Here is a 16,835-nt window from a genome sequence, read left to right as displayed (position 1 = left end):
CTATGGGTGACGCACGAGTGGGACTTGTCATTGAGGACGACCAGGACATCCGGGAACTGGTCCGGACGGTGCTGACCCAGGCCGGGTTCGAGGTGACTGTCGCGGCATCCGGCTACGAAGGCGTGGCCGCTGCCCGCAGGCTGAACCCCGACGTCATCACCCTGGACCTCGGGCTGCCGGATATCGACGGGTTCGAGGTTGCCCGCCAGATCCGCGAGTTCTCCGATGCCTACATCGTGATGCTCACCGCCCGGGCCGAAGAGCTGGACACCCTGATCGGGCTGGAATCCGGCGCGGACGACTACCTCACCAAGCCCTTCCGTCCGCGGGAACTGCGGGCGCGCGTGGCCGCGATGATGCGCCGACCCCGCGCTGCCGCACCCGTCCCGGCCGGTGCCGCGCCCGCCGGGGAGGCCGCCGTCGGGCATTCCACCTCCGGCGCCGCGAACGCCGGAGCCCCGACCGCCGGAACTGCCGCGGCAACGGCCGGCGTAACGGTTACTGCCCCCAGCGCCGAGAACGGCGACCGGTATTACAGCCACAACGGCCTCGAACTGAGCTATGCCTCCCGCACGGTCACCGTTGACGGGGAAGAGATGCACCTGACCCGCACCGAATTCGAACTCCTCCACGCCATCCTGGAAGCCGGCCGGACTGTCCGCACCAAAGCAGATCTGGTGCGGCGTCTCCGCGAGGAGGACTACGACGTCGGAAGCTATATCAGCGAGGCAGATGAACGCTCGGTGGAGGTCCATATGGGGAACCTCCGGAAGAAGCTGGGCGATTCGGTGCAGCGCCCCCGTTGGTTGCAGACGGTCCGCGGCGTGGGTTACCGCCTGGCCCCAGGCGGGCCGCCTGTCGAGCACTGAGCCTGGAGCCGGTGCGTCGTCTGCCGGCTGCACTGGCTGATAGGCCGGAGGTATGCGGCGGCGAGCCTGGGCAGGACAACGGCGACGTCGGATTCGCGGGCTCCTCCGCGGATCTCGCCTTCCAGTTCGTAGGCCAGTCCGGCCAGCCGCTCGGCGCCCACCATCTGGCTCGAGGTCTTTAGGCTCAGGACCGCATCCACTGAACCGTCCAGGTCGCCAGTGGTCAAGGCAAGCCGGAGCCGGCCTATGCGTTGGGGGAGGCATTGGACGAAGTCGGCCACGAACATCCTGCAGTATCCTTCGTCATCTTCCAGTTCCTCGCGCAACCGGTCCAGTACGGACTGGTCCACCAAAGGCCTGGAAGCATCATCAGCTGCGCCCACGACGGTCCTTTCGGCTCCGGGTGTCCTGCGGCGAGACCAGCCGGGGAACAAAACGGTCAGCGGAGGCTATCCACTTCACTTCAGGGTAGGGCCGATCCCGGGTTCTGGCGCCGGGCGGGCAGAGAATTGTGGGTTTCTTGATGGGAATTGCGGGCTGATGTTGAGTTGGCGGTCCAGGAACTGTATGAGTTGGTCCTCCAGCGCCGGTCTGTCCTTCAACTGGCACTCCCACACCGTCAGGACCTCCCATCCCGCGGCCTCGAGTTCGCTGCGCTGGCGGGCGTCGCGCTCGCGCGTGCGGGTGCGCTTCTCCTCCCAGAATGCGGCGTTCGCTTTCGGCGCGTGCAGGCCGACCCGGCAATCGTGGAAGTGCCAGAAACAGCCGTTGACGAAGACGACCTTGCGACGTGCGGCGAAGACCAGATCGGGGTTGCCGGGCAGGCGGCTGCTCCCGGACCGGCCATGGAGGCGGTAACGGTAGCCCTTGGCGTGGAGCAGCCGCCGCACCAGCAGTTCCGGTTTGGTGTCCTTGCCCCGGATCCGGGACATGTTCCAGCTGCGCTGCTCAGGGGTGAGCCTATCCGCCATGCTTCAAGTCTAGGAGGGTTCAGATTTCCCGTTCGGGCTGCTCGCCGAAAACGAAATGACGTCCGCTGATGGAGCTCGGCTCGATTTCCACGTAGAAGTCCTTGAGGGTGGGCACCCAGGTCTTCAGGCCCAGTTCCTCCACGGCGGCCAGTTCGCTCGAATTGGTCAGCACCCGGGCCGTACCCCGAAGGACGACGGACCAGGCCTCTTCGGAGAGGATCCCGTCCGTTTCGAAGAGCACCTTCGCGTTGATGGTCAGCTGGGCGAGCTTGTTTCCCGGCGCGGTGCGGAGGTACAGCTTGCGGTTGGAGACGAGGTAGTTGACGGGGAAGATGTCAGGTTCGCCTGCCACGGAGACCACCAGCCGACCGTGCTTTGTGCCTTCCAGCAGCTTCCAGGACTGCTCGTCGCTGAGTTCCAGTACGGGGTTTGCGTCTGCATGGTTGAACATCATGGAACCATTCTTCTACGTGCGGTAGAAGCGCGCCAGTGCCGGAAGTCCCTTCTTTCGTCCGTCAAGCGACGGTGGCGCCGTGCCGGCTGCACTCCGTACGCCAGCCGAGCGGTGAGACTTGGACTTTCAGGCGTCGGCAGCATTCGGAACAGTAGCGCGGCGGTTCCATCTCGAGGCGCCTCGTGCACTCGTGGTGGGCACCTGCCTGGGCCGCGTTTCCTTGCCGCGTTCCGCCATGGCGGGCGTACGACGGCGGGAGGGCGCCGCCGTCGTACGCTTGCCCCTGCAATTCCCCGCCACAGTGCCCGCAATAGCGCGCTGTGGGGCTGGTTGTGGAGTGCTTCATAGAGTCTTCTGGAGCTCCTTAATGGGCATGTTGAGATCCACGAGGAGATTGAGATCGGCGTTTGCGGGGCGACCCAAGGTGGTGAGGTAGTTGCCGACGATGACCGCGTTGATGCCGCCGAGGAGACCTTCGCGGGTGCCGAGGTCGCCGAGGGTGAGTTCACGGCCGCCGGCATAGCGCAGGACAGTGCGCGGCATGGCGAGGCGGAAGGCAGCGATGGCGCGCAGGGCGTCCTTGCCGTCCATGATCTCCTGGTTCTCCAGCGGAGTGCCGGGGCGGGGATTGAGGAAGTTGAGCGGGACTTCGTGGGGTTCGAGGGCTGCGAGCTGGGCGGCGAGTTCGGCCCGCTGCTCGAGTGTTTCGCCCATGCCAATCAGGGCTCCGCAGCAGAGCTCCATGCCGGCGTCCTTGACCATGTTGCAGGTGTCCAGGCGTTCCTCGTAGGTGTGGGTGGTGACGACTTTGGGGAAGTAGCTGCGTGCCGTTTCGAGGTTGTGGTTGTAGCGGTGCACGCCCCATTCCCTGAGCTGGTCCACCTGGCGCTGGGTGAGCATGCCCAGGGAGCATGCGATGTTGATGTCCACTTCCTCGTTGATGCGGTCGATGGCGAACTTGATCTGGTTCATCAGCTTGATGTCCGGTCCGCGGACAGCGGCGACGATACAGAACTCGGTGGCTCCGGTGGAGGCGGTTTCCTTGGCGGCTTTGACGAGTTCGGGGATGTCCAGCCAGACGCCCCGTACCGGACTGTCGAACACGCCGGACTGGCTGCAGAAGTGGCAGTCTTCGGGGCAGCCCCCGGTTTTGATCGAGATGATGCCCTCGACTTCGACATCCTCGCCGCAATGCTTCAGGCGTACTTCATGGGCGAGTTGGAGGGCGGCCGGGAGCGCTTCATCCGGAAGACGGAGGATCTCGACGAGCTGCCCTTCGTTAAGGCCGTCGCCGTTTTCGAGCACCTGCTGCCGGGCTGTTTCGAGGATCGGATGGGTGCGTTGCTGCAGGGGCATCGTCATTGAGTTTCCTTGGCTGGTCCGTGCGGGTGGGTCTCTCTCCTTGACCGTAGTTCGGGGCAGGCTGGCTGTTTTTGTGGAACGGCCACAAGGGGACGGGGGCGGGTTTGTGGGGAGTGGTTGCCAGGCGGGTGTGACTTTTTTCGGCGCCGCAGTGATGGTAAACCCGTGCGGGGTAGCTGTGGATAACTATCGTCGTCGATTTGTGTGCTGGGCTACCCTTGGAGCAACGTCCGGAGAGCGTCATCACACGACATTGGGGGAGTAGCGGTCCATGGCATCGCACGTCATCTCTAAACCTGCATTCTTAGGCCGTATCGCAGTGGTTGCGGGAGCGGCGCTACTGCTCGGGGGCTGCGCCGGGGCAGCACCGGAGCCGGCAGCCAGCCCTGATACGACGCAGTCTGGGACAACAAGCGTTTCCGTTTCGCCGACGGCTACTGCAACGGCAATGCCCGCCTACAAGCCAGCCAGCGCAAAAGGGCCGGCCCAGAACGTACCCTTACCTGTCCTCCCGGCGGTGGCGAAGACTGAGACGAAAGAGGGGCTGGAGGCGTTTACCAAGTATTGGTTTGCCGTCCTCAGTTATGCGTATGAGACTGGAGACGTCGAACTCTTGAAAGGGGTGTCCGGCCCCGACTGCGCCTTTTGTAACGGTCTTGTCAAGAACGTCAGTAACGCTTGGAAAGACGATAAGTGGATATCGGGAGGTCGGGTCAAGACGCCAGCCGTGACGGGACGAGCGCTAGAAAATGAGCCGTGGCAGGCAACCGTTCAGGTAATGCAAGATGAGATAAGTATTCATAATCCTGATGGAACCCTAACGCAGGACCCCACCAAAGCAATTAACGTCGGAAGTCAGGTAGTGGCCACATTCGGCCGTGATGGATGGACGGTGACTGAACTAGGTCTAATACGATAGCCATGGGCAGCCTCATTCGCCGGATGTCCGCTCCCGTCCTTTGTCTGGTCTTCGTGCAAGTTCTAATGGTGTCCCTCCCCATTGCCGCTGCCACTGCGAAAACCGACGAAGCAGTCGGATTCGTCGACACTGGTGTGGAGGTTGGAAGTGTGGGCTGGGGCTTGGATCCCAAGACTGGGGCCGTAGTACGGATCCCCAAGAATCAGGCTTCAACGGACCCCAACGACTACAAGTATGAGTTGCAGTGCCATTTAGGCGCCGGGGATTTTGACTCGGTGTGCCTCCGCAGTCAACTGAAATGTACCAACGGCCCCAACGGCGAGGACGGAATCCCCGTGGTGTGGCTGTCGAAGCCCCGCGGGGTTCCGGGCGCAGTCTGGGCTCGTCACTCGGGTCCAATGTGCCTTTACGACCCAAACCCGGAAGATGTTCTTCCACGGATCGCCGCGGCCATCCAGAAACGATTCGAAAATCTTCCCGTAGACGCGGGTGCCGTCGTTGCGCAGCCAAGCCCGCACACGCTCCGGGGAGCGGAAACCAACTTCTACGCTGATGCCAAAGAGCAGCAGTTCGACATCACCATGTTCGGCCAGAAGGTTCATGTTGTGGCCACGCCGGTGCAGTACACATGGAATTACGGCGATGGAACGGTCTTCGGGCCGCAACCGTCCATGGGTGGACCGCTGCCGCAGGACCGCTGGGGCGAGAAAACGAGGACCAGCCATGCCTACGGAGCTACGGGTGACTTTGAGGTTGTCCTGACCACCAGCTTCCGGGGGACGTATTCGGTCAACGAGGGGCCTCCGCTGCCAATTCCTGGGGAAGGCCATTTCAGCACCGCCCCGGAAACGATCAGTGTTTGGCGTTCCATCACACGCAACTACGCAGACGACTGCAACGTGAATCCAAACGGACAGGGTTGTCTCGGTTCGTAGGAGCTGCCGGCGCCTGGTCCTTGTTCTGGCCCCGCCCGACCCTGTGACCCCTGTCCCACCCGGAATAGCAGCCCGGTCCGTGAGGTTGGCACTAGCAGTACCGCTTCTGCCCCTGAAAGGAACCGCGCATGCTGTTTTCCCCTCTGACCCTAGGCGAACTCGAACTTCCCAACCGGCTCGTGATGGCTCCGCTCACCCGGCTCCGTGCCGGTGAAGCAGGCGTTCCGGGGCCGCTTGTCGCCGAGCACTATCGCCAGCGTGCTTCGCTGGGCCTGATCGTCAGCGAAGGAATCTACCCAACCATCGGCGGCCGCTCCTACGCCGGACAGCCCGGGATCGCTACCGAAGAACAGATCGCCGGCTGGAAGAAGGTCACGGATGCCGTGCACGCGGAGGGCGGGCGCATGTTCGCCCAGATCATGCACGGCGGCAGGGTCTCGCATCCGGAGCTGACAAGCGGCCGGGACATTGTCGCCCCCAGCCCCGTGGCCATCGAGGGTGAAGTCCGCACACCCTCAGGCAAGCAGACATACCCGGTGCCGCACGCGCTCACCACGGACGAGCTTCCGGTGCTCATCCAGGAAATCGTCGCCGCCTCGCTTAACGCTGTTGAGGCAGGGTTCGACGGCGTGGAGCTGCACTCCGCCAACGGCTACCTCCTGCATGAATTCCTTGCGCCCAACTCGAACGTCCGGACCGACAGCTACGGCGGATCCCCGGAAAATAGGGCCAGGTTCGTCATAGAAACGGTCAACGCTGTCGTTGCGGCATTGGGCGCCAACCGGGTAGGGATCCGCATCTCGCCGGAGCACAACGTCCAAGGGATCGCCGAGACGGACCGCGAAGACGTCCGCGCCACGTACGAAGTGCTAGTGGACAGCATCGCTCCGCTGAACATCGCCTACCTCAGCGTTCTGCATCACGAACCGGCAGATGAGCTGGTGCAGGGCCTCCGCGCGCGCTTCGGCGGCACCTTCCTGGTGAACACCGGTTTCGGCGTAGTCACCTCACGAGACGAAGCCGCAGGGCTGGTTTCAGCCGGACACGCGGATGCCGTGGTGGTGGGCAGGCCGGCCCTCGCCAACCCGGACCTCGCCCGCCGTTGGAAGGAGAGCCTCCCGCTGAATGAGCCTGATGCTGCCACTTTCTACGCATCGGGTGCCGTGGGCTACACGGATTACCCGGCTTACCAAGGCTGAGCTGCCGGCCGGGAAGTCCTAAAGAAACGCTTCCCGGCCGGTCCCTTCCCTCATCACGAGCTTTCCGTCCTCGACGGAAACCAGCACACTCCTTGGCTTGCCGGTGACTTTCTTGATGGCCTTCAGTCCCCGGTTGGTGACTTCCACCCCCACCTGTGCGCCTTTAGCCGGGAGCTCCACGGAGACCTCCGCGGCGATGCCCAGAATGGGGTTCGTTGAGATCCCGAGATCCCGCCGCGCCTGCTTGCCATTGACCGTCAAAGTGATGTTGGCGTCCTCGAATCCCTCCTGAAAAACGACCAGCAGTTCCCTCATGGGTGCCTCTTCCTCGAGCAGCGGAGCCGGTGTCGGCAGTTCCATCACAGCACTTTTGCTGCCGCAGTGGAACAGCACAGGGCGGTGGGAGAGCCGAAGCTCAGTGGAGCAGGCAAGATGCATGCGGCAAAATGTTCGGGTGACCCAACTGCCGCACGTCCCCGCACCCGCTTCGCCGTCAACAGCCCGCCCTGACGGGGAAATCCACGCCCAACTTGCCGTTGAGCTCGGCGTCAAGCCGTGGCAGGTCAAAGCGGCGGTCGAGTTGCTCGACGGCGGCTCGACCGTCCCGTTCATCGCCCGCTACCGCAAGGAAGCGACCGGGACCTTGGACGACGGTCAGCTCCGCGAGCTCGACGAACGCCTCCGCTACCTCAGGGAGTTGGCGGACCGCCGTCGTACTGTCCTCGAGGCGATTTACGCGCAGGGACAGCTGACCCCCGAGCTTAAGAAGGCGGTCCTCGCCGCGGACACCAAGTCCCGGCTGGAGGACATCTACCTGCCGTTCAAGTCCAAGCGCCGGACCAAGGCACAGGCCGCGCGCGAAGCGGGGCTCGAACCGCTCGCGGATGCCTTGGTCAAGCATCCGGACTTGGACCCCGAGCGCGAGGCAGCCAAGTACCGCAGCCCGGAGCACTCCATCGCGGATGCCGCGGCCGCCCTGGCCGGCGCCCGTTCCATCCTCGTGGAGCGCGCCGCCCAGGACGCAGATCTTGCAGAAACGCTCCGCGAACGGCTGTGGACGCAGGGGAGGCTCGTCTCCCGGGTGAAGAAGGGCAAGGAATCTGAAGGCCAAAAATTCGCCGACTACTTCGAGTTCGCCCAGGCTCCCGCCGCCATGCCTTCACACCGCGTGCTGGCACTGCTGCGTGGTGAAAAGGATGGGGTCCTCGACCTCGACCTCGCCGAAGCAGATCCCGCGGACGACGGCGCCCTGGCCGCCGCCCGCACCCGCTACGAGTCAGCGGTGGCCAGGGTCCTCGGGGTCGCCGACCGCGGCCGGCCAGCCGACGCCTGGCTGATGCAGACCGCACAGCTGGCCTGGCGGTCCCGCGTCCTCGCCCGCCTTACTGCTGACCTGCGCGGCCGGATGTTTGCTGCTGCCGAAGACGAGGCCGTCCGCGTTTTCGCCGCGAACCTCCGCGATGTCCTGCTCGCGGCCCCGGCCGGCAACCGTGCAACCCTGGGTCTGGATCCGGGTCTGCGCACGGGCGTGAAGGTCGCCGTCGTGGACGGAACTGGAAAGGTGGTGGCCACGGACACTGTTTACCCGCATGCACCTGCCAGGAAGTGGGATGAGGCGCTCGCAACGCTGTCCCGGCTTGCCCGGCAGCACGAGGTGGAACTGATCGCCATCGGCAACGGAACCGCCTCCCGCGAAACGGACAAGCTGGCCGTCGAACTCATCAAGCTGCTGCCGGACGTGGACCGGAAACCCCAAAAGCTCGTGGTGTCCGAAGCCGGAGCCTCCGTCTACTCGGCCTCGGCGCTCGCTGCCGCGGAACTTCCCGGTATGGACGTTTCCTTGCGCGGTGCCGTGTCAATTGCCCGACGCCTGCAGGATCCCCTGGCAGAGCTGGTCAAGATCGATCCGAAATCCATTGGCGTGGGCCAGTACCAGCATGACGTCACGGCCGCGAAGCTGGACCGCAGCCTCGACGCGGTGGTCGAGGACTGCGTGAATGCCGTTGGCGTTGACGTGAACACCGCGTCGCCGGCGCTGCTGAGCCGGGTGGCCGGCGTCGGGCCGCTCCTCAGCGAGAACATCGTGGCCTACCGCAACGAGCACGGACCCTTCGCTAAACGTGCAGATCTCAAGAAGGTGCCCCGGCTCGGTGCGAAGGCGTTTGAACAGTGTGCCGGCTTCCTGCGCATCACGGGGGGAGCCGAGCCCCTGGACGCTTCCAGTGTGCACCCCGAGGCATACGCTGTGGCGCGGCGGATCCGTGCAGCTGCCGGCTCAGCCCCTGCCGCATCGCTGGATCCTGCCGCATTCGTGGACAACACGTTTGGGCTGCCTACCGTCCGGGACATCCAGGCCGAACTCGACAAGCCAGGGCGCGATCCACGGCCGGCCTTTGCTGCGGCCACGTTCTCCGAAGGCATCGAAAAGATCTCGGACCTCAAGCCGGGAATGGTGCTCGAAGGAACGGTGACCAACGTGGCGGCTTTCGGCGCCTTCGTGGACGTCGGGGTGCACCAGGACGGGCTGGTACACGTGTCGGCACTGGCCAACCGGTTCGTCGCCGACCCCCGCGAAGTGGTCAAGTCCGGCCAGGTTGTCCGCGTCAAAGTTTTGGAAGCTGATCCTGACCGGAAGCGGATCTCGCTGACCTTGAGGCTCGACGATGAACCCTCGGCAGGCGGCAGTTCCTCCCGGCAGCGTGGAAACTCCCCGGGCCGGCAGCAGGGACGGCAGGATTCCGGGGAAAGCCCCGCTGCGAGTCATGCAAAGACTCCGATCAAGCGTCCAGGAAAAGCGACAGGCAAAGCAGTTCAGGCAGCAAGCCCGGCCAACACTGCTATGGCCGAGGCGCTGCGCAGGGCGGGTCTCGGTAAGTAGCGCCGTTGGGGCAATGTGTCAGGCCAGGGACAGCACGAACGCGAGGACGAAGCCGGCAGCGGTGCTGAGTGCTACTGCCGGACCTCCATGTTCGTAGGCTTCGGGCATCAGGGTGTCGGCGAGCGATGCGATGACGGCGCCGGCGGCAAATGCCAACGGCAGTGAGATTGCTTCGGGGTCTGTTCCACTCAAGGGGCCAGCACCAATAACAACGGCTGCCACAAGCAGGACGCCGCACGCCACCCAGAGCCCGATAATGCTTCTGGCTGAGCGGCCCTGGCTGCGCATCGATGCCGAGCCGACTAACGCCTCGGGAAGGTTCGAAACGAAAATGGCCGCCAGCAGCGCCAGCCCGCCCGTTCCTTCGCCCAAGGAGACACCGAGCGCGATGTTCTCCGGAACTCCGTCGAGGGTTACGGCTGCCAGCAATGCCAGCCCGGCGGCGCCCCGTGTGGAGGCTGCGGTTGCCGGTTTCTCCTGCACCGCGGCGCCAGTGTCCAGCTTCGCGCTTCCACGCACCTCGTCCGCTGGGACTGCTTCTTCCAGGGGCCCCGGCTGGGCCCACCGGTCAAGGAAGGCGCTGAGCGCGGTGAACACCGCGGCACCCAGGAGCAGGCCTACGGCGGCCCGGATGATGCCGCCCCGTTCGTAGGCGTCGTGGAAAAGCTCGAACGCCAAGGCCGTAATCAGCGCACCGGCGGCGAAAGCCAGGAGCATGGCCAACAGACGTTTAGGAAGCTCGAAACGCACACCGATGAGGGCACCCAGCAATAGGGAGCTGGATGCAATGACGCCGAACCATAGCGACATCAACATGCCGCAAGTATAGGATCGGGGCCCGGCTTTCGGCAGTGCTGGTTTTTCTGCAATGGTGGGCGTATGACCTATTTCCTGGAATACACAGTCCCTGCCCCTGTCGGTGCCGATGAGTTTGAGTTCCCCCATGATGAGATCAACTCCGACACGACCATCCCGTTGTCGGAAACCCGTGCCGAACACGTCCATGCACCCGAACTGCCTGCCCGGACCGGCATCATCGGTGCGACAGTTCCCGAGGCCAAACTCGAAGCCGAGCAGCTTCTCGGGCACAGCCGCGCCACGGCGGGGGCCCTCTACGTTGATCCGTCCAATTCCCTGCAGGCAGGAGTAGGAACCTTGGTGGCCACTTTCCGTGAAGGCATCGGTTGGCAGGACGAAGCGGCAGCTGACCAGTAGCTGCCCAGCTAAGACCTACGCGGATTTGGGCAACGGCGGCGGGTTGAAATACCTGTTCCTCTGAGGAGCTCGCCGGGGGTCGACGTGGCCCGGCGGGGTAAACCACGGGATGCCGTTGCGCATGGTGATACCCCAGGCAGTGCGACGGCGTTACGGGTGCCTGGTTCCGTGCCCCGCCACAACACTCCGGTAGCCCTCACGGAAGGTGGGAAACACGAAGTCCGCGCCGGCGCTCCGCAGCAGGGTATTCCGGCAGCGCTTGTTGCCGCCGCGGGCGGGCCCCGCATCGCCCACGGGCGGCTCGGCGAGTCCAAGTTCGCCGGCCAGGAACCGCAGCACGGAACCCAGGTCTGCAGGATCGTCATCCACCCCCACATAGACCGGCGCGGGGTCCTGCGGCATGGTGCACAACTGTACGATCGCGGCAGCGGCGTCGTCCCGGTGGATCCGGTTCGTGTAGCGGACATCCCGGGGGATGACGGCGGATCCGGTCTTCACCTGGTCGATCAGCCGGGTGCGCCCCGGCCCGTAGATGCCGCCCAGCCGCAAAGACACCGCCGCCGTCCCGGTGCCCGCCAGGCGGGACCGCAACAGGTCTTCCGCCTCCACTAGGATCCTGCCCGAAAACCCACCGGCGTTAGGCATGGTGCTCTCGTCCACCCAGCCGCCGTCCGCATCACCATAAACCGCGGTCGACGAGACGAACAAAACCCGCTTCGGCGTGATGCGGTCACGCACCAGGGCATCCAGCACGTGGTTCACGGCGCCCAGGTAAGCCGCCCGGTAGGCCGCCTCTGTGGGGGAATCAGCGGCCACGGCTATAACGACGGCGGTGGTATCCGCCGGGACAGGCGGCAGATCGGCGGCACTCAAGTCAGCCGCCACGCCTTCGATGGCTGGCGGCAGTTTCGCGGGGCTGCGCCGCCACCCGACAACGCGGTGTCCGGCCGCGGCGAACCGCAGCCCTGCCTCGGTGCCCAGGTCGCCGCAGCCGGCTAGGAGGATTGTCATGCTATTACGGCGCCTCCACCGGGAAGAACACCCGCGGGTCCTGCAGCAACGCCGGGTAGGTGAAGGCCGAGCGGTCGATGATCTCGGTGACGGTGAAGTTCCGTCCGAACCGGCCGTCCTCCAGGGTGATGGGCCGTCCCACCACCTGGCCCACGGCGAACTTCGCGCCGTTTTCGAACGGCACAGCCACCGGCGTCTTGCCCGGAAGGGTGGCGAACGCGTCCTCCTGCGCCTGCCGCTTACGTGTGGGCTTCTTCAGCTTGGGCTTGGGCGCGGCCTTCTTGGGTTGTTTCGAGGGCCGGCGCGAGCCGTCCTCGATGTAAACGGGGGAATACTCCTCAGCCGCGGCAGCAGCGCTGCGGTTCACGAACGGCAAGGCGACCGTGTCCAGCGTGGCCGGGTCGACGTCGTCGTGCGGGGAACGAAGAATCCAGAGGATCTCGCCTTCCGGCTCCTGCGGCAGGAACTCGTGCCGCGGTTCTGGCCAGACGTAGTCCAGGTCGGGTGAGGCATCGGTAAAAACGGAGCCGTAGAACGCAGGTTCCTTGCGCAGCAGTCGCGAGCGGTGGCTCAGGTGGAAATCAGGGTCGCCCAACCAGGGCGGCAGCGGGATTTTCGAAGCGTAGTCCGGGTGGCCGGCCTGCGGCGCGAACTCGGTGATGTTGGCGCGGGTGTTGTCCGGATGTCCGCGCTGTTCCCACTCGTCAACCATGGCCAGCCCGTACATGGTGAGCGCTGGCACGTGTCCCATCCACATCCGCACGGCCGGGTGAGTCTGCCAGCCGTATTCCGGAATGACCAGGGCGCGCAGGACCTGGAGGGCCTCTACGCGCTGCTTTCCGAGCCGGGCGGTGTCCAGGGCGGCGGCGCTTTGCCGGAAATCAGGGTACGGGAGGAAGGTTTGCATCCATTCAGTCTGACGGCTACAGGCGGATGTTCCAATTGCAGTGCCGCTGCCCACATCCGCCGGCAGCGTGTCCAAATAACGGACGCCTGCATACGGTGGCCATTCGGGTGCACTAAGATCTCCGCAACCAGCCCAGCGTTTTGGAAGCTACCCATGACTATTTCATCCCAAGTCTCCCCTGAAAAAGCCCCGTTGCCCCGCTACGGCCAGATGCTCGCCCCGGAGGCCAACGGCATCCTGGTCCTTGACGAGTTCACCTTGGACCCCGCCGCCGCGCTCCACGAGCAGCACCGGTTCCGCGACGGCGTGGCCGCCGTCGCCCGGACCGTGCGCAGGATCGCTGCGCTCCGCGTGGTCGTGGCGATCATCGCCATCGGCAACCTGCCGCTCTTCCTGCTCTCGAGTGGCTGGTGGATCTACGGCGTTTCGCTGGCCCTGGTGGTCGGCGTGCATGTGGCGGTCACCCTCATCAACCGGCACGAGCCCAGGATCCGCCAGCGCTCGGCGCTTGAGCTGCACATGCACCGCGAGCGCAGTGCCAACTACCGCAAGGTGCGGGACGCCGTGAAGTACATGATCGACACTCCCAGTCGGATGAACGAGCAGCTCTACCTCGAACTGCTCGCCGTCAAGCGCGTCGCGCTCAACCTGGCGCATGGCACGGTGGCCCTGCTGGACACCAGCGACGACGCTGCGTGGAAGGTGCGCATCGTCCGGGAGCTGCCGGCGTCCAGCTGACGCGCTGACTGACCCCGGCCGTTCGCAGCCCACCGTCCCGCTTCGGATCGCCGAGACGTAAAGCACGACGCCGGCACCTCCGTGTGGGGGTGCCGGCGCCGTGCTTTGTGGCCAACGGAATTTGTCTATCGCCGGCCCGATATTGGGTCGCCCTGGGCGGGCGGTGCAACTGCTGGCGCAGCCGCGGGTGCTGAATTATGCGGGGAGCTGCAGGACCTGGCCTTCGAAGACGAGGTCCGGGTCAGCAATGGTGTCCGCGTTCGCGTCGGCCAAGTGCTGCCAGCCGCCTTCGATGCCCAGCTTTTCAGCCACGATGCTCAGCGTTTCGCCGGCGGCGAGGGTGTGGGTCTCGCCACTCAGTGCCACCTCGGCTGCGTGCGCGGCGCCAGGGGTGCCCACCGGGGCGTTCTGTACCGGCACGCTCTCAACCGGGGCTGACTGGACGGGAGCGGCTTCAACCGGTGCCGCCTGGACCGTGCCCGTCGCGTCGCCGCTCAGGCCCAGCTGGGCGGAGCAGGACGGCCAGGCCCCCCAGCCCTGCGACGCCTGGACCTGCTCTGCAACGGCGATCTGCTCTTCGCGCGTGGCATCGGATGCCGAGCCGGTGCCGCCGAAGGCGGACCAGGTGGAGTCGGTGAACTGCAGGCCGCCGCTGAAGCCGTTGCCGGTGTCGATCGACCAGTTGCCTCCGCTTTCGCATTCGGCCAGGGCATCCCAAGTTGACGTGCTGGTGGTGGCGTTGGCCGCCGTGGCGGAGAGTGCCAGGCCTGCGGCGGAGACGGCTGCTACGGTCATTCCGCGGCGCGCGGCAGTACGGAAAGTGGTGTTTTTCATGATGGTGATGCTCCTGAAGGCCACCAGCGCTGGCTCCGTCCCCGAAGATGATCGCGCCACTGCCCGCCCCTGACGAATAGAGGTCAACTTCGGCTGCTGCCGCTGGGCAGTTGGGTGGAGGCAGCGCCGGGCATTCGTGCGCCCGCCGTGCGGGCATGCATTTCACGCTAGGACATGACGTGGCCGTTATCAAATCGAGATCAAACCTGAACGGAAGCTGGTGGCTGGCTGGACGAGGCGCGATCGGCCGTCGCGCACTATCCTGACCGGATGGAAAACATTGTGGAAGGCCCGGTCGTGTCAGAGCTCCCGGACCAGGCGGCCGCCCCCGCCAAACTGCTCCCCGTGGCCGAACTCCACCTGCACATCGAGGGCACCCTCGAACCGGAACTGATCTTTGCCCTGGCCGAACGCAATGGCATCGATCTGCCGTATCCGGGCCTGGACGAGCTGCGCCGACGGTACCAATTCACGGACCTCCAATCTTTCCTGGACCTTTATTACGCCAACATGGCCGTGCTGCAGACAGAGCAGGACTTCGCGGACATGACCCGTGCGTACCTGGAACGGGCTGCCCTGGCCGGTGTCCGGCATGCGGAGATCATGATGGACCCGCAGGCGCACGTCTCCCGCGGCATTCCGTTGGAGACCTGCGTCAACGGCGTGGCCTCAGTCCTGGCCACCTCCGTGGAGGACTACGGGATCTCCACCATCCTGATCGCTGCTTTTCTGAGGGACCTGCCGGAGGACTCCGCGCTGGAAGTCCTGGAAGCCCTGCTGGCCATGGGAGCCCCCATCGGTGCAGTGGGCCTGGACTCGGCAGAAGTGGGTAACCCGCCGGCCAAATTCGAGCGGGTCTTTGCGCGGGCGCGTGAAGCAGGCCTGCGGCTGACGGCACACGCGGGGGAGGAGGGTCCGCCGTCGTACATTATCGAGGCGCTGGACGTGCTGGGCGTGGAGAGGATCGACCACGGCATCCGCTGCATGGAGGATCCCGGCCTGGTGGAACGCCTGGTCGATGCCCGGACGCCGCTGACGGTTTGCCCGCTGTCCAACGTCCGGCTCCGCACCGTGGACACCCTCGCGGACCACCCGTTGCCGGCCATGCTCGCTGCAGGCCTGAACGTCTCAGTCAACTCGGACGATCCTGCATATTTCGGCGGCTATGTGGACGACAACTTCGCCCAGCTCCAGGCTGTTTTCGAACTCTCCGACTTTGACCGGGCACGGCTTGCCGCCAATTCCGTCCACTCGTCCTTCGCCAGCGAGGAGCGGAAGGCTCAGCTGCTGGACGAGCTGAACGGTTTATAGGGAACGGTGTAACAACCGCCGCCCTGTCCTGTGTCCTACGCAACAACCGGTGCCGGGTGCCGCTAAACTGTTTCCCGCAGGCGTGTCTGGAGAGTGCAGGGCGGCACCCATGTCTGCGGGTTGTGCAGTCAGCCCTACCGATATCTCCGCCTCACTTGTTGCGTTGCCCGCTTCATAGACGGTCATGACACGCAGAGTTAACCATTTCAAGTCGCGCGAATTAACCGGCAGTTGGCAAGATGCCTAAGACCGATCGCTTATAAAAGGGGAATCATGGCCAAGTCCACCGCAGAAAACACCTTCCTTCGACTCAAGACGGTGCTGGATGTCCTGACCGAGGGTGTGTGGTCAGGCGATGCGCTGAACGCCGGACAGGTCCTGGCCGAAGCCACTGCCCGGGTGCCGTTCAACGAGCACGAGGCCGAGCTCCTCAGCGGTGGCATTCCCCGCGGCCACAAGACCCTTACCGCTGCTACGGCCAAGCTGGTCAAGGCCGGCTGGCTGGTCAAGGGCCGCTCCGGTTGGACCATCACTGAGGACGGGATGCGGGCCACGGTCGCCTTCCCGGACGCGGTTTCCTTTGCCACCGCGCTCGACGCCGGCACCCCGGTTCCGGCCGGAACTCCCGTTCCCGAGGCTCCCGCAGGGTTCGTCCGCAGCTTCGCCCCAATCGCCGCACCTGCCGCGGCGGCAGGTGCGGACACGGCGAAGGCCGCTGACAAGGGTGCCGCTAAGAAGCCGGCCAAGCGGACCCCGGCGAAGAAGGCCGCCGACGCGGTGGGCAAGGCTGCGAAGGCAATCGAGGACGCCGTCGAGCCCGTGGTGAAGGCGGTGCGCAAGGGCAAGGCAACGCCGGCCGAAGCAGCCGCTGCGGGTGCGGCTGCTGAGCCGCTTGAGGGTCCCGACGTCGAAACCCTTCCGCAGCCCGAGGCTGTAGCCGTGGCCGGCGACTTCAACACGATCCTGGGGGCCCCGGAAAACTGGGCCCCGCAGTACGACGAAGCGCAGATGGAATTCGACTTCCTGGAACAGCTCTGGAAGAAGAGCGTCGACCTGCCCGCCGGGTACTACACGTTCAAGATCGCGCTTAACCGGTCCTGGGACGAGAACTATGGCGCGTTTGGCGCATTCGACGGCGCCAACCACGAACTGCACCACAGCGGCGGCAACGTGACCATCCGCTACAACCACAGCACCCGCGACATCACCATCAACTAGCGGGTCACCCGGGC

18 protein-coding genes are annotated in these 16,835 nt (G+C 65.1%); 9 read left to right on the top strand and 9 right to left on the bottom strand.

Features of this window, described 5'->3' with window-relative positions; translation table 11 throughout:
- The first annotated feature begins 2 nt into the window (after positions 1-2).
- Positions 3-869: a response regulator transcription factor gene (locus ACIQC0_RS02865; RefSeq protein ID WP_400532487.1), complete on the top strand. Its 867-nt coding sequence runs from the start codon at positions 3-5 to the stop codon at positions 867-869.
- Here ACIQC0_RS02865 and ACIQC0_RS02860 read toward each other — a convergent pair.
- The 4 genes from ACIQC0_RS02860 to bioB all read right to left on the bottom strand — a co-directional run bounded on the left by ACIQC0_RS02860 (position 830) and on the right by bioB (position 3,656).
- Entirely contained in the window at positions 830-1,252 is a 423-nt protein-coding gene (locus ACIQC0_RS02860; protein ID WP_377215027.1) for an Hpt domain-containing protein, read from the bottom strand. The two genes, ACIQC0_RS02865 and ACIQC0_RS02860, sit on opposite strands and share 40 nt — an antisense overlap.
- Before the next feature lie 75 nt (positions 1,253-1,327).
- Complete coding sequence (locus tag ACIQC0_RS02855) at positions 1,328-1,840, bottom strand: very short patch repair endonuclease (RefSeq protein ID WP_400532486.1); 513 nt, start codon at positions 1,838-1,840, stop codon at positions 1,328-1,330.
- A gap of 19 nt (positions 1,841-1,859) precedes the next feature.
- Positions 1,860-2,294 (bottom strand): pyridoxamine 5'-phosphate oxidase family protein, encoded by a 435-nt coding sequence (locus tag ACIQC0_RS02850; protein ID WP_400532485.1) that lies wholly within the window; start codon positions 2,292-2,294, stop codon positions 1,860-1,862.
- Positions 2,295-2,636: 342 nt separating this feature from the next.
- Positions 2,637-3,656 (bottom strand): biotin synthase BioB, encoded by a 1,020-nt coding sequence (bioB, locus tag ACIQC0_RS02845; RefSeq protein ID WP_400532484.1) that lies wholly within the window; start codon positions 3,654-3,656, stop codon positions 2,637-2,639.
- Between the two features lie 271 nt (positions 3,657-3,927).
- Here bioB and ACIQC0_RS02840 point away from each other — a divergent pair, with 271 nt between their 5' ends.
- The 3 genes from ACIQC0_RS02840 (at position 3,928) to ACIQC0_RS02830 (ending at position 6,709) form a co-directional block, all read left to right on the top strand.
- Positions 3,928-4,575 carry a DUF6318 family protein gene (locus tag ACIQC0_RS02840; protein WP_400532483.1) on the top strand — a complete coding sequence of 216 codons (648 nt, stop codon included), beginning with the start codon at positions 3,928-3,930 and terminating at the stop codon, positions 4,573-4,575.
- A 23-nt stretch (positions 4,576-4,598) separates the two neighbouring features.
- On the top strand, positions 4,599-5,510 hold the full coding sequence (locus ACIQC0_RS02835) for a hypothetical protein (protein WP_400532482.1): 912 nt from the start codon (positions 4,599-4,601) through the stop codon (positions 5,508-5,510).
- Between the two features lie 128 nt (positions 5,511-5,638).
- Entirely contained in the window at positions 5,639-6,709 is a 1,071-nt protein-coding gene (locus ACIQC0_RS02830; RefSeq protein WP_400532481.1) for an alkene reductase, read from the top strand.
- Positions 6,710-6,727: 18 nt separating this feature from the next.
- Here the strand turns inward: ACIQC0_RS02830 and ACIQC0_RS02825 are convergent, their stop codons facing one another.
- Positions 6,728-7,045, bottom strand: a complete 318-nt coding sequence (locus ACIQC0_RS02825; protein WP_400532600.1) for a hypothetical protein — start codon at positions 7,043-7,045, stop codon at positions 6,728-6,730.
- A 100-nt stretch (positions 7,046-7,145) separates the two neighbouring features.
- On the opposite strand from ACIQC0_RS02825, the gene ACIQC0_RS02820 reads away from it, so the two are divergent.
- On the top strand, positions 7,146-9,587 hold the full coding sequence (locus tag ACIQC0_RS02820; RefSeq protein WP_400532480.1) for a Tex family protein: 2,442 nt from the start codon (positions 7,146-7,148) through the stop codon (positions 9,585-9,587).
- Positions 9,588-9,605: 18 nt separating this feature from the next.
- Here ACIQC0_RS02820 and ACIQC0_RS02815 read toward each other — a convergent pair whose 3' ends face one another.
- Positions 9,606-10,403, bottom strand: a complete 798-nt coding sequence (locus ACIQC0_RS02815) for a ZIP family metal transporter (protein WP_377215035.1) — start codon at positions 10,401-10,403, stop codon at positions 9,606-9,608.
- A gap of 63 nt (positions 10,404-10,466) precedes the next feature.
- Here ACIQC0_RS02815 and ACIQC0_RS02810 point away from each other — a divergent pair, with 63 nt between their 5' ends.
- Positions 10,467-10,802, top strand: coding sequence for a hypothetical protein (locus ACIQC0_RS02810; protein WP_400532479.1), 336 nt, complete (start codon positions 10,467-10,469; stop codon positions 10,800-10,802).
- Between the two features lie 150 nt (positions 10,803-10,952).
- Here the strand turns inward: ACIQC0_RS02810 and ACIQC0_RS02805 are convergent, their stop codons facing one another.
- Together ACIQC0_RS02805 and ACIQC0_RS02800 are read right to left on the bottom strand one after the other, a co-directional pair.
- The gene (locus ACIQC0_RS02805; protein WP_400532478.1) at positions 10,953-11,813 is read right to left on the bottom strand and encodes an SDR family oxidoreductase; all 861 of its coding nucleotides are present in this window, start codon (positions 11,811-11,813) and stop codon (positions 10,953-10,955) included.
- 4 nt (positions 11,814-11,817) lie between these two features.
- The gene (locus tag ACIQC0_RS02800) at positions 11,818-12,720 is read right to left on the bottom strand and encodes an MSMEG_6728 family protein (protein WP_377215039.1); all 903 of its coding nucleotides are present in this window, start codon (positions 12,718-12,720) and stop codon (positions 11,818-11,820) included.
- A gap of 153 nt (positions 12,721-12,873) precedes the next feature.
- Here ACIQC0_RS02800 and ACIQC0_RS02795 point away from each other — a divergent pair, with 153 nt between their 5' ends.
- On the top strand, positions 12,874-13,458 hold the full coding sequence (locus ACIQC0_RS02795) for a hypothetical protein (RefSeq protein ID WP_400532477.1): 585 nt from the start codon (positions 12,874-12,876) through the stop codon (positions 13,456-13,458).
- 195 nt (positions 13,459-13,653) lie between these two features.
- Here the strand turns inward: ACIQC0_RS02795 and ACIQC0_RS02790 are convergent, their stop codons facing one another.
- The gene (locus ACIQC0_RS02790) at positions 13,654-14,292 is read right to left on the bottom strand and encodes a transglycosylase family protein (RefSeq protein WP_400532476.1); all 639 of its coding nucleotides are present in this window, start codon (positions 14,290-14,292) and stop codon (positions 13,654-13,656) included.
- A gap of 270 nt (positions 14,293-14,562) precedes the next feature.
- Here ACIQC0_RS02790 and ACIQC0_RS02785 point away from each other — a divergent pair, with 270 nt between their 5' ends.
- Together ACIQC0_RS02785 and ACIQC0_RS02780 are read left to right on the top strand one after the other, a co-directional pair.
- Positions 14,563-15,603 (top strand): adenosine deaminase, encoded by a 1,041-nt coding sequence (locus ACIQC0_RS02785; RefSeq protein ID WP_400532475.1) that lies wholly within the window; start codon positions 14,563-14,565, stop codon positions 15,601-15,603.
- 273 nt (positions 15,604-15,876) lie between these two features.
- Positions 15,877-16,821 (top strand): glycosidase, encoded by a 945-nt coding sequence (locus tag ACIQC0_RS02780; RefSeq protein ID WP_377215043.1) that lies wholly within the window; start codon positions 15,877-15,879, stop codon positions 16,819-16,821.
- The last annotated feature ends 14 nt before the right edge of the window (positions 16,822-16,835 follow it).

This window comes from Pseudarthrobacter sp. NPDC092419, from assembly GCF_044755045.1.
Taxonomy (GTDB): domain Bacteria; phylum Actinomycetota; class Actinomycetes; order Actinomycetales; family Micrococcaceae; genus Arthrobacter.
This window is presented reverse-complemented; position numbering and strand designations above follow the sequence as displayed.

What these genes read in the sequence shown, in the direction of transcription:
- ACIQC0_RS02865 (WP_400532487.1), top strand. Translation starts at nt 3, where the DNA reads ATGGGTGACGCACGAGTGGGACTTGTCATTGAGGACGACCAGGACATC.
- ACIQC0_RS02855 (WP_400532486.1), bottom strand. Translation starts at nt 1,840, where the DNA reads ATGGCGGATAGGCTCACCCCTGAGCAGCGCAGCTGGAACATGTCCCGG.
- ACIQC0_RS02850 (WP_400532485.1), bottom strand. Translation starts at nt 2,294, where the DNA reads ATGATGTTCAACCATGCAGACGCAAACCCCGTACTGGAACTCAGCGAC.
- bioB (WP_400532484.1), bottom strand. Translation starts at nt 3,656, where the DNA reads ATGACGATGCCCCTGCAGCAACGCACCCATCCGATCCTCGAAACAGCC.
- ACIQC0_RS02840 (WP_400532483.1), top strand. Translation starts at nt 3,928, where the DNA reads ATGGCATCGCACGTCATCTCTAAACCTGCATTCTTAGGCCGTATCGCA.
- ACIQC0_RS02835 (WP_400532482.1), top strand. Translation starts at nt 4,599, where the DNA reads ATGTCCGCTCCCGTCCTTTGTCTGGTCTTCGTGCAAGTTCTAATGGTG.
- ACIQC0_RS02830 (WP_400532481.1), top strand. Translation starts at nt 5,639, where the DNA reads ATGCTGTTTTCCCCTCTGACCCTAGGCGAACTCGAACTTCCCAACCGG.
- ACIQC0_RS02820 (WP_400532480.1), top strand. Translation starts at nt 7,146, where the DNA reads ATGCGGCAAAATGTTCGGGTGACCCAACTGCCGCACGTCCCCGCACCC.
- ACIQC0_RS02815 (WP_377215035.1), bottom strand. Translation starts at nt 10,403, where the DNA reads ATGTTGATGTCGCTATGGTTCGGCGTCATTGCATCCAGCTCCCTATTG.
- ACIQC0_RS02810 (WP_400532479.1), top strand. Translation starts at nt 10,467, where the DNA reads ATGACCTATTTCCTGGAATACACAGTCCCTGCCCCTGTCGGTGCCGAT.
- ACIQC0_RS02805 (WP_400532478.1), bottom strand. Translation starts at nt 11,813, where the DNA reads ATGACAATCCTCCTAGCCGGCTGCGGCGACCTGGGCACCGAGGCAGGG.
- ACIQC0_RS02800 (WP_377215039.1), bottom strand. Translation starts at nt 12,720, where the DNA reads ATGCAAACCTTCCTCCCGTACCCTGATTTCCGGCAAAGCGCCGCCGCC.
- ACIQC0_RS02795 (WP_400532477.1), top strand. Translation starts at nt 12,874, where the DNA reads ATGACTATTTCATCCCAAGTCTCCCCTGAAAAAGCCCCGTTGCCCCGC.
- ACIQC0_RS02790 (WP_400532476.1), bottom strand. Translation starts at nt 14,292, where the DNA reads ATGAAAAACACCACTTTCCGTACTGCCGCGCGCCGCGGAATGACCGTA.
- ACIQC0_RS02785 (WP_400532475.1), top strand. Translation starts at nt 14,563, where the DNA reads ATGGAAAACATTGTGGAAGGCCCGGTCGTGTCAGAGCTCCCGGACCAG.
- ACIQC0_RS02780 (WP_377215043.1), top strand. Translation starts at nt 15,877, where the DNA reads ATGGCCAAGTCCACCGCAGAAAACACCTTCCTTCGACTCAAGACGGTG.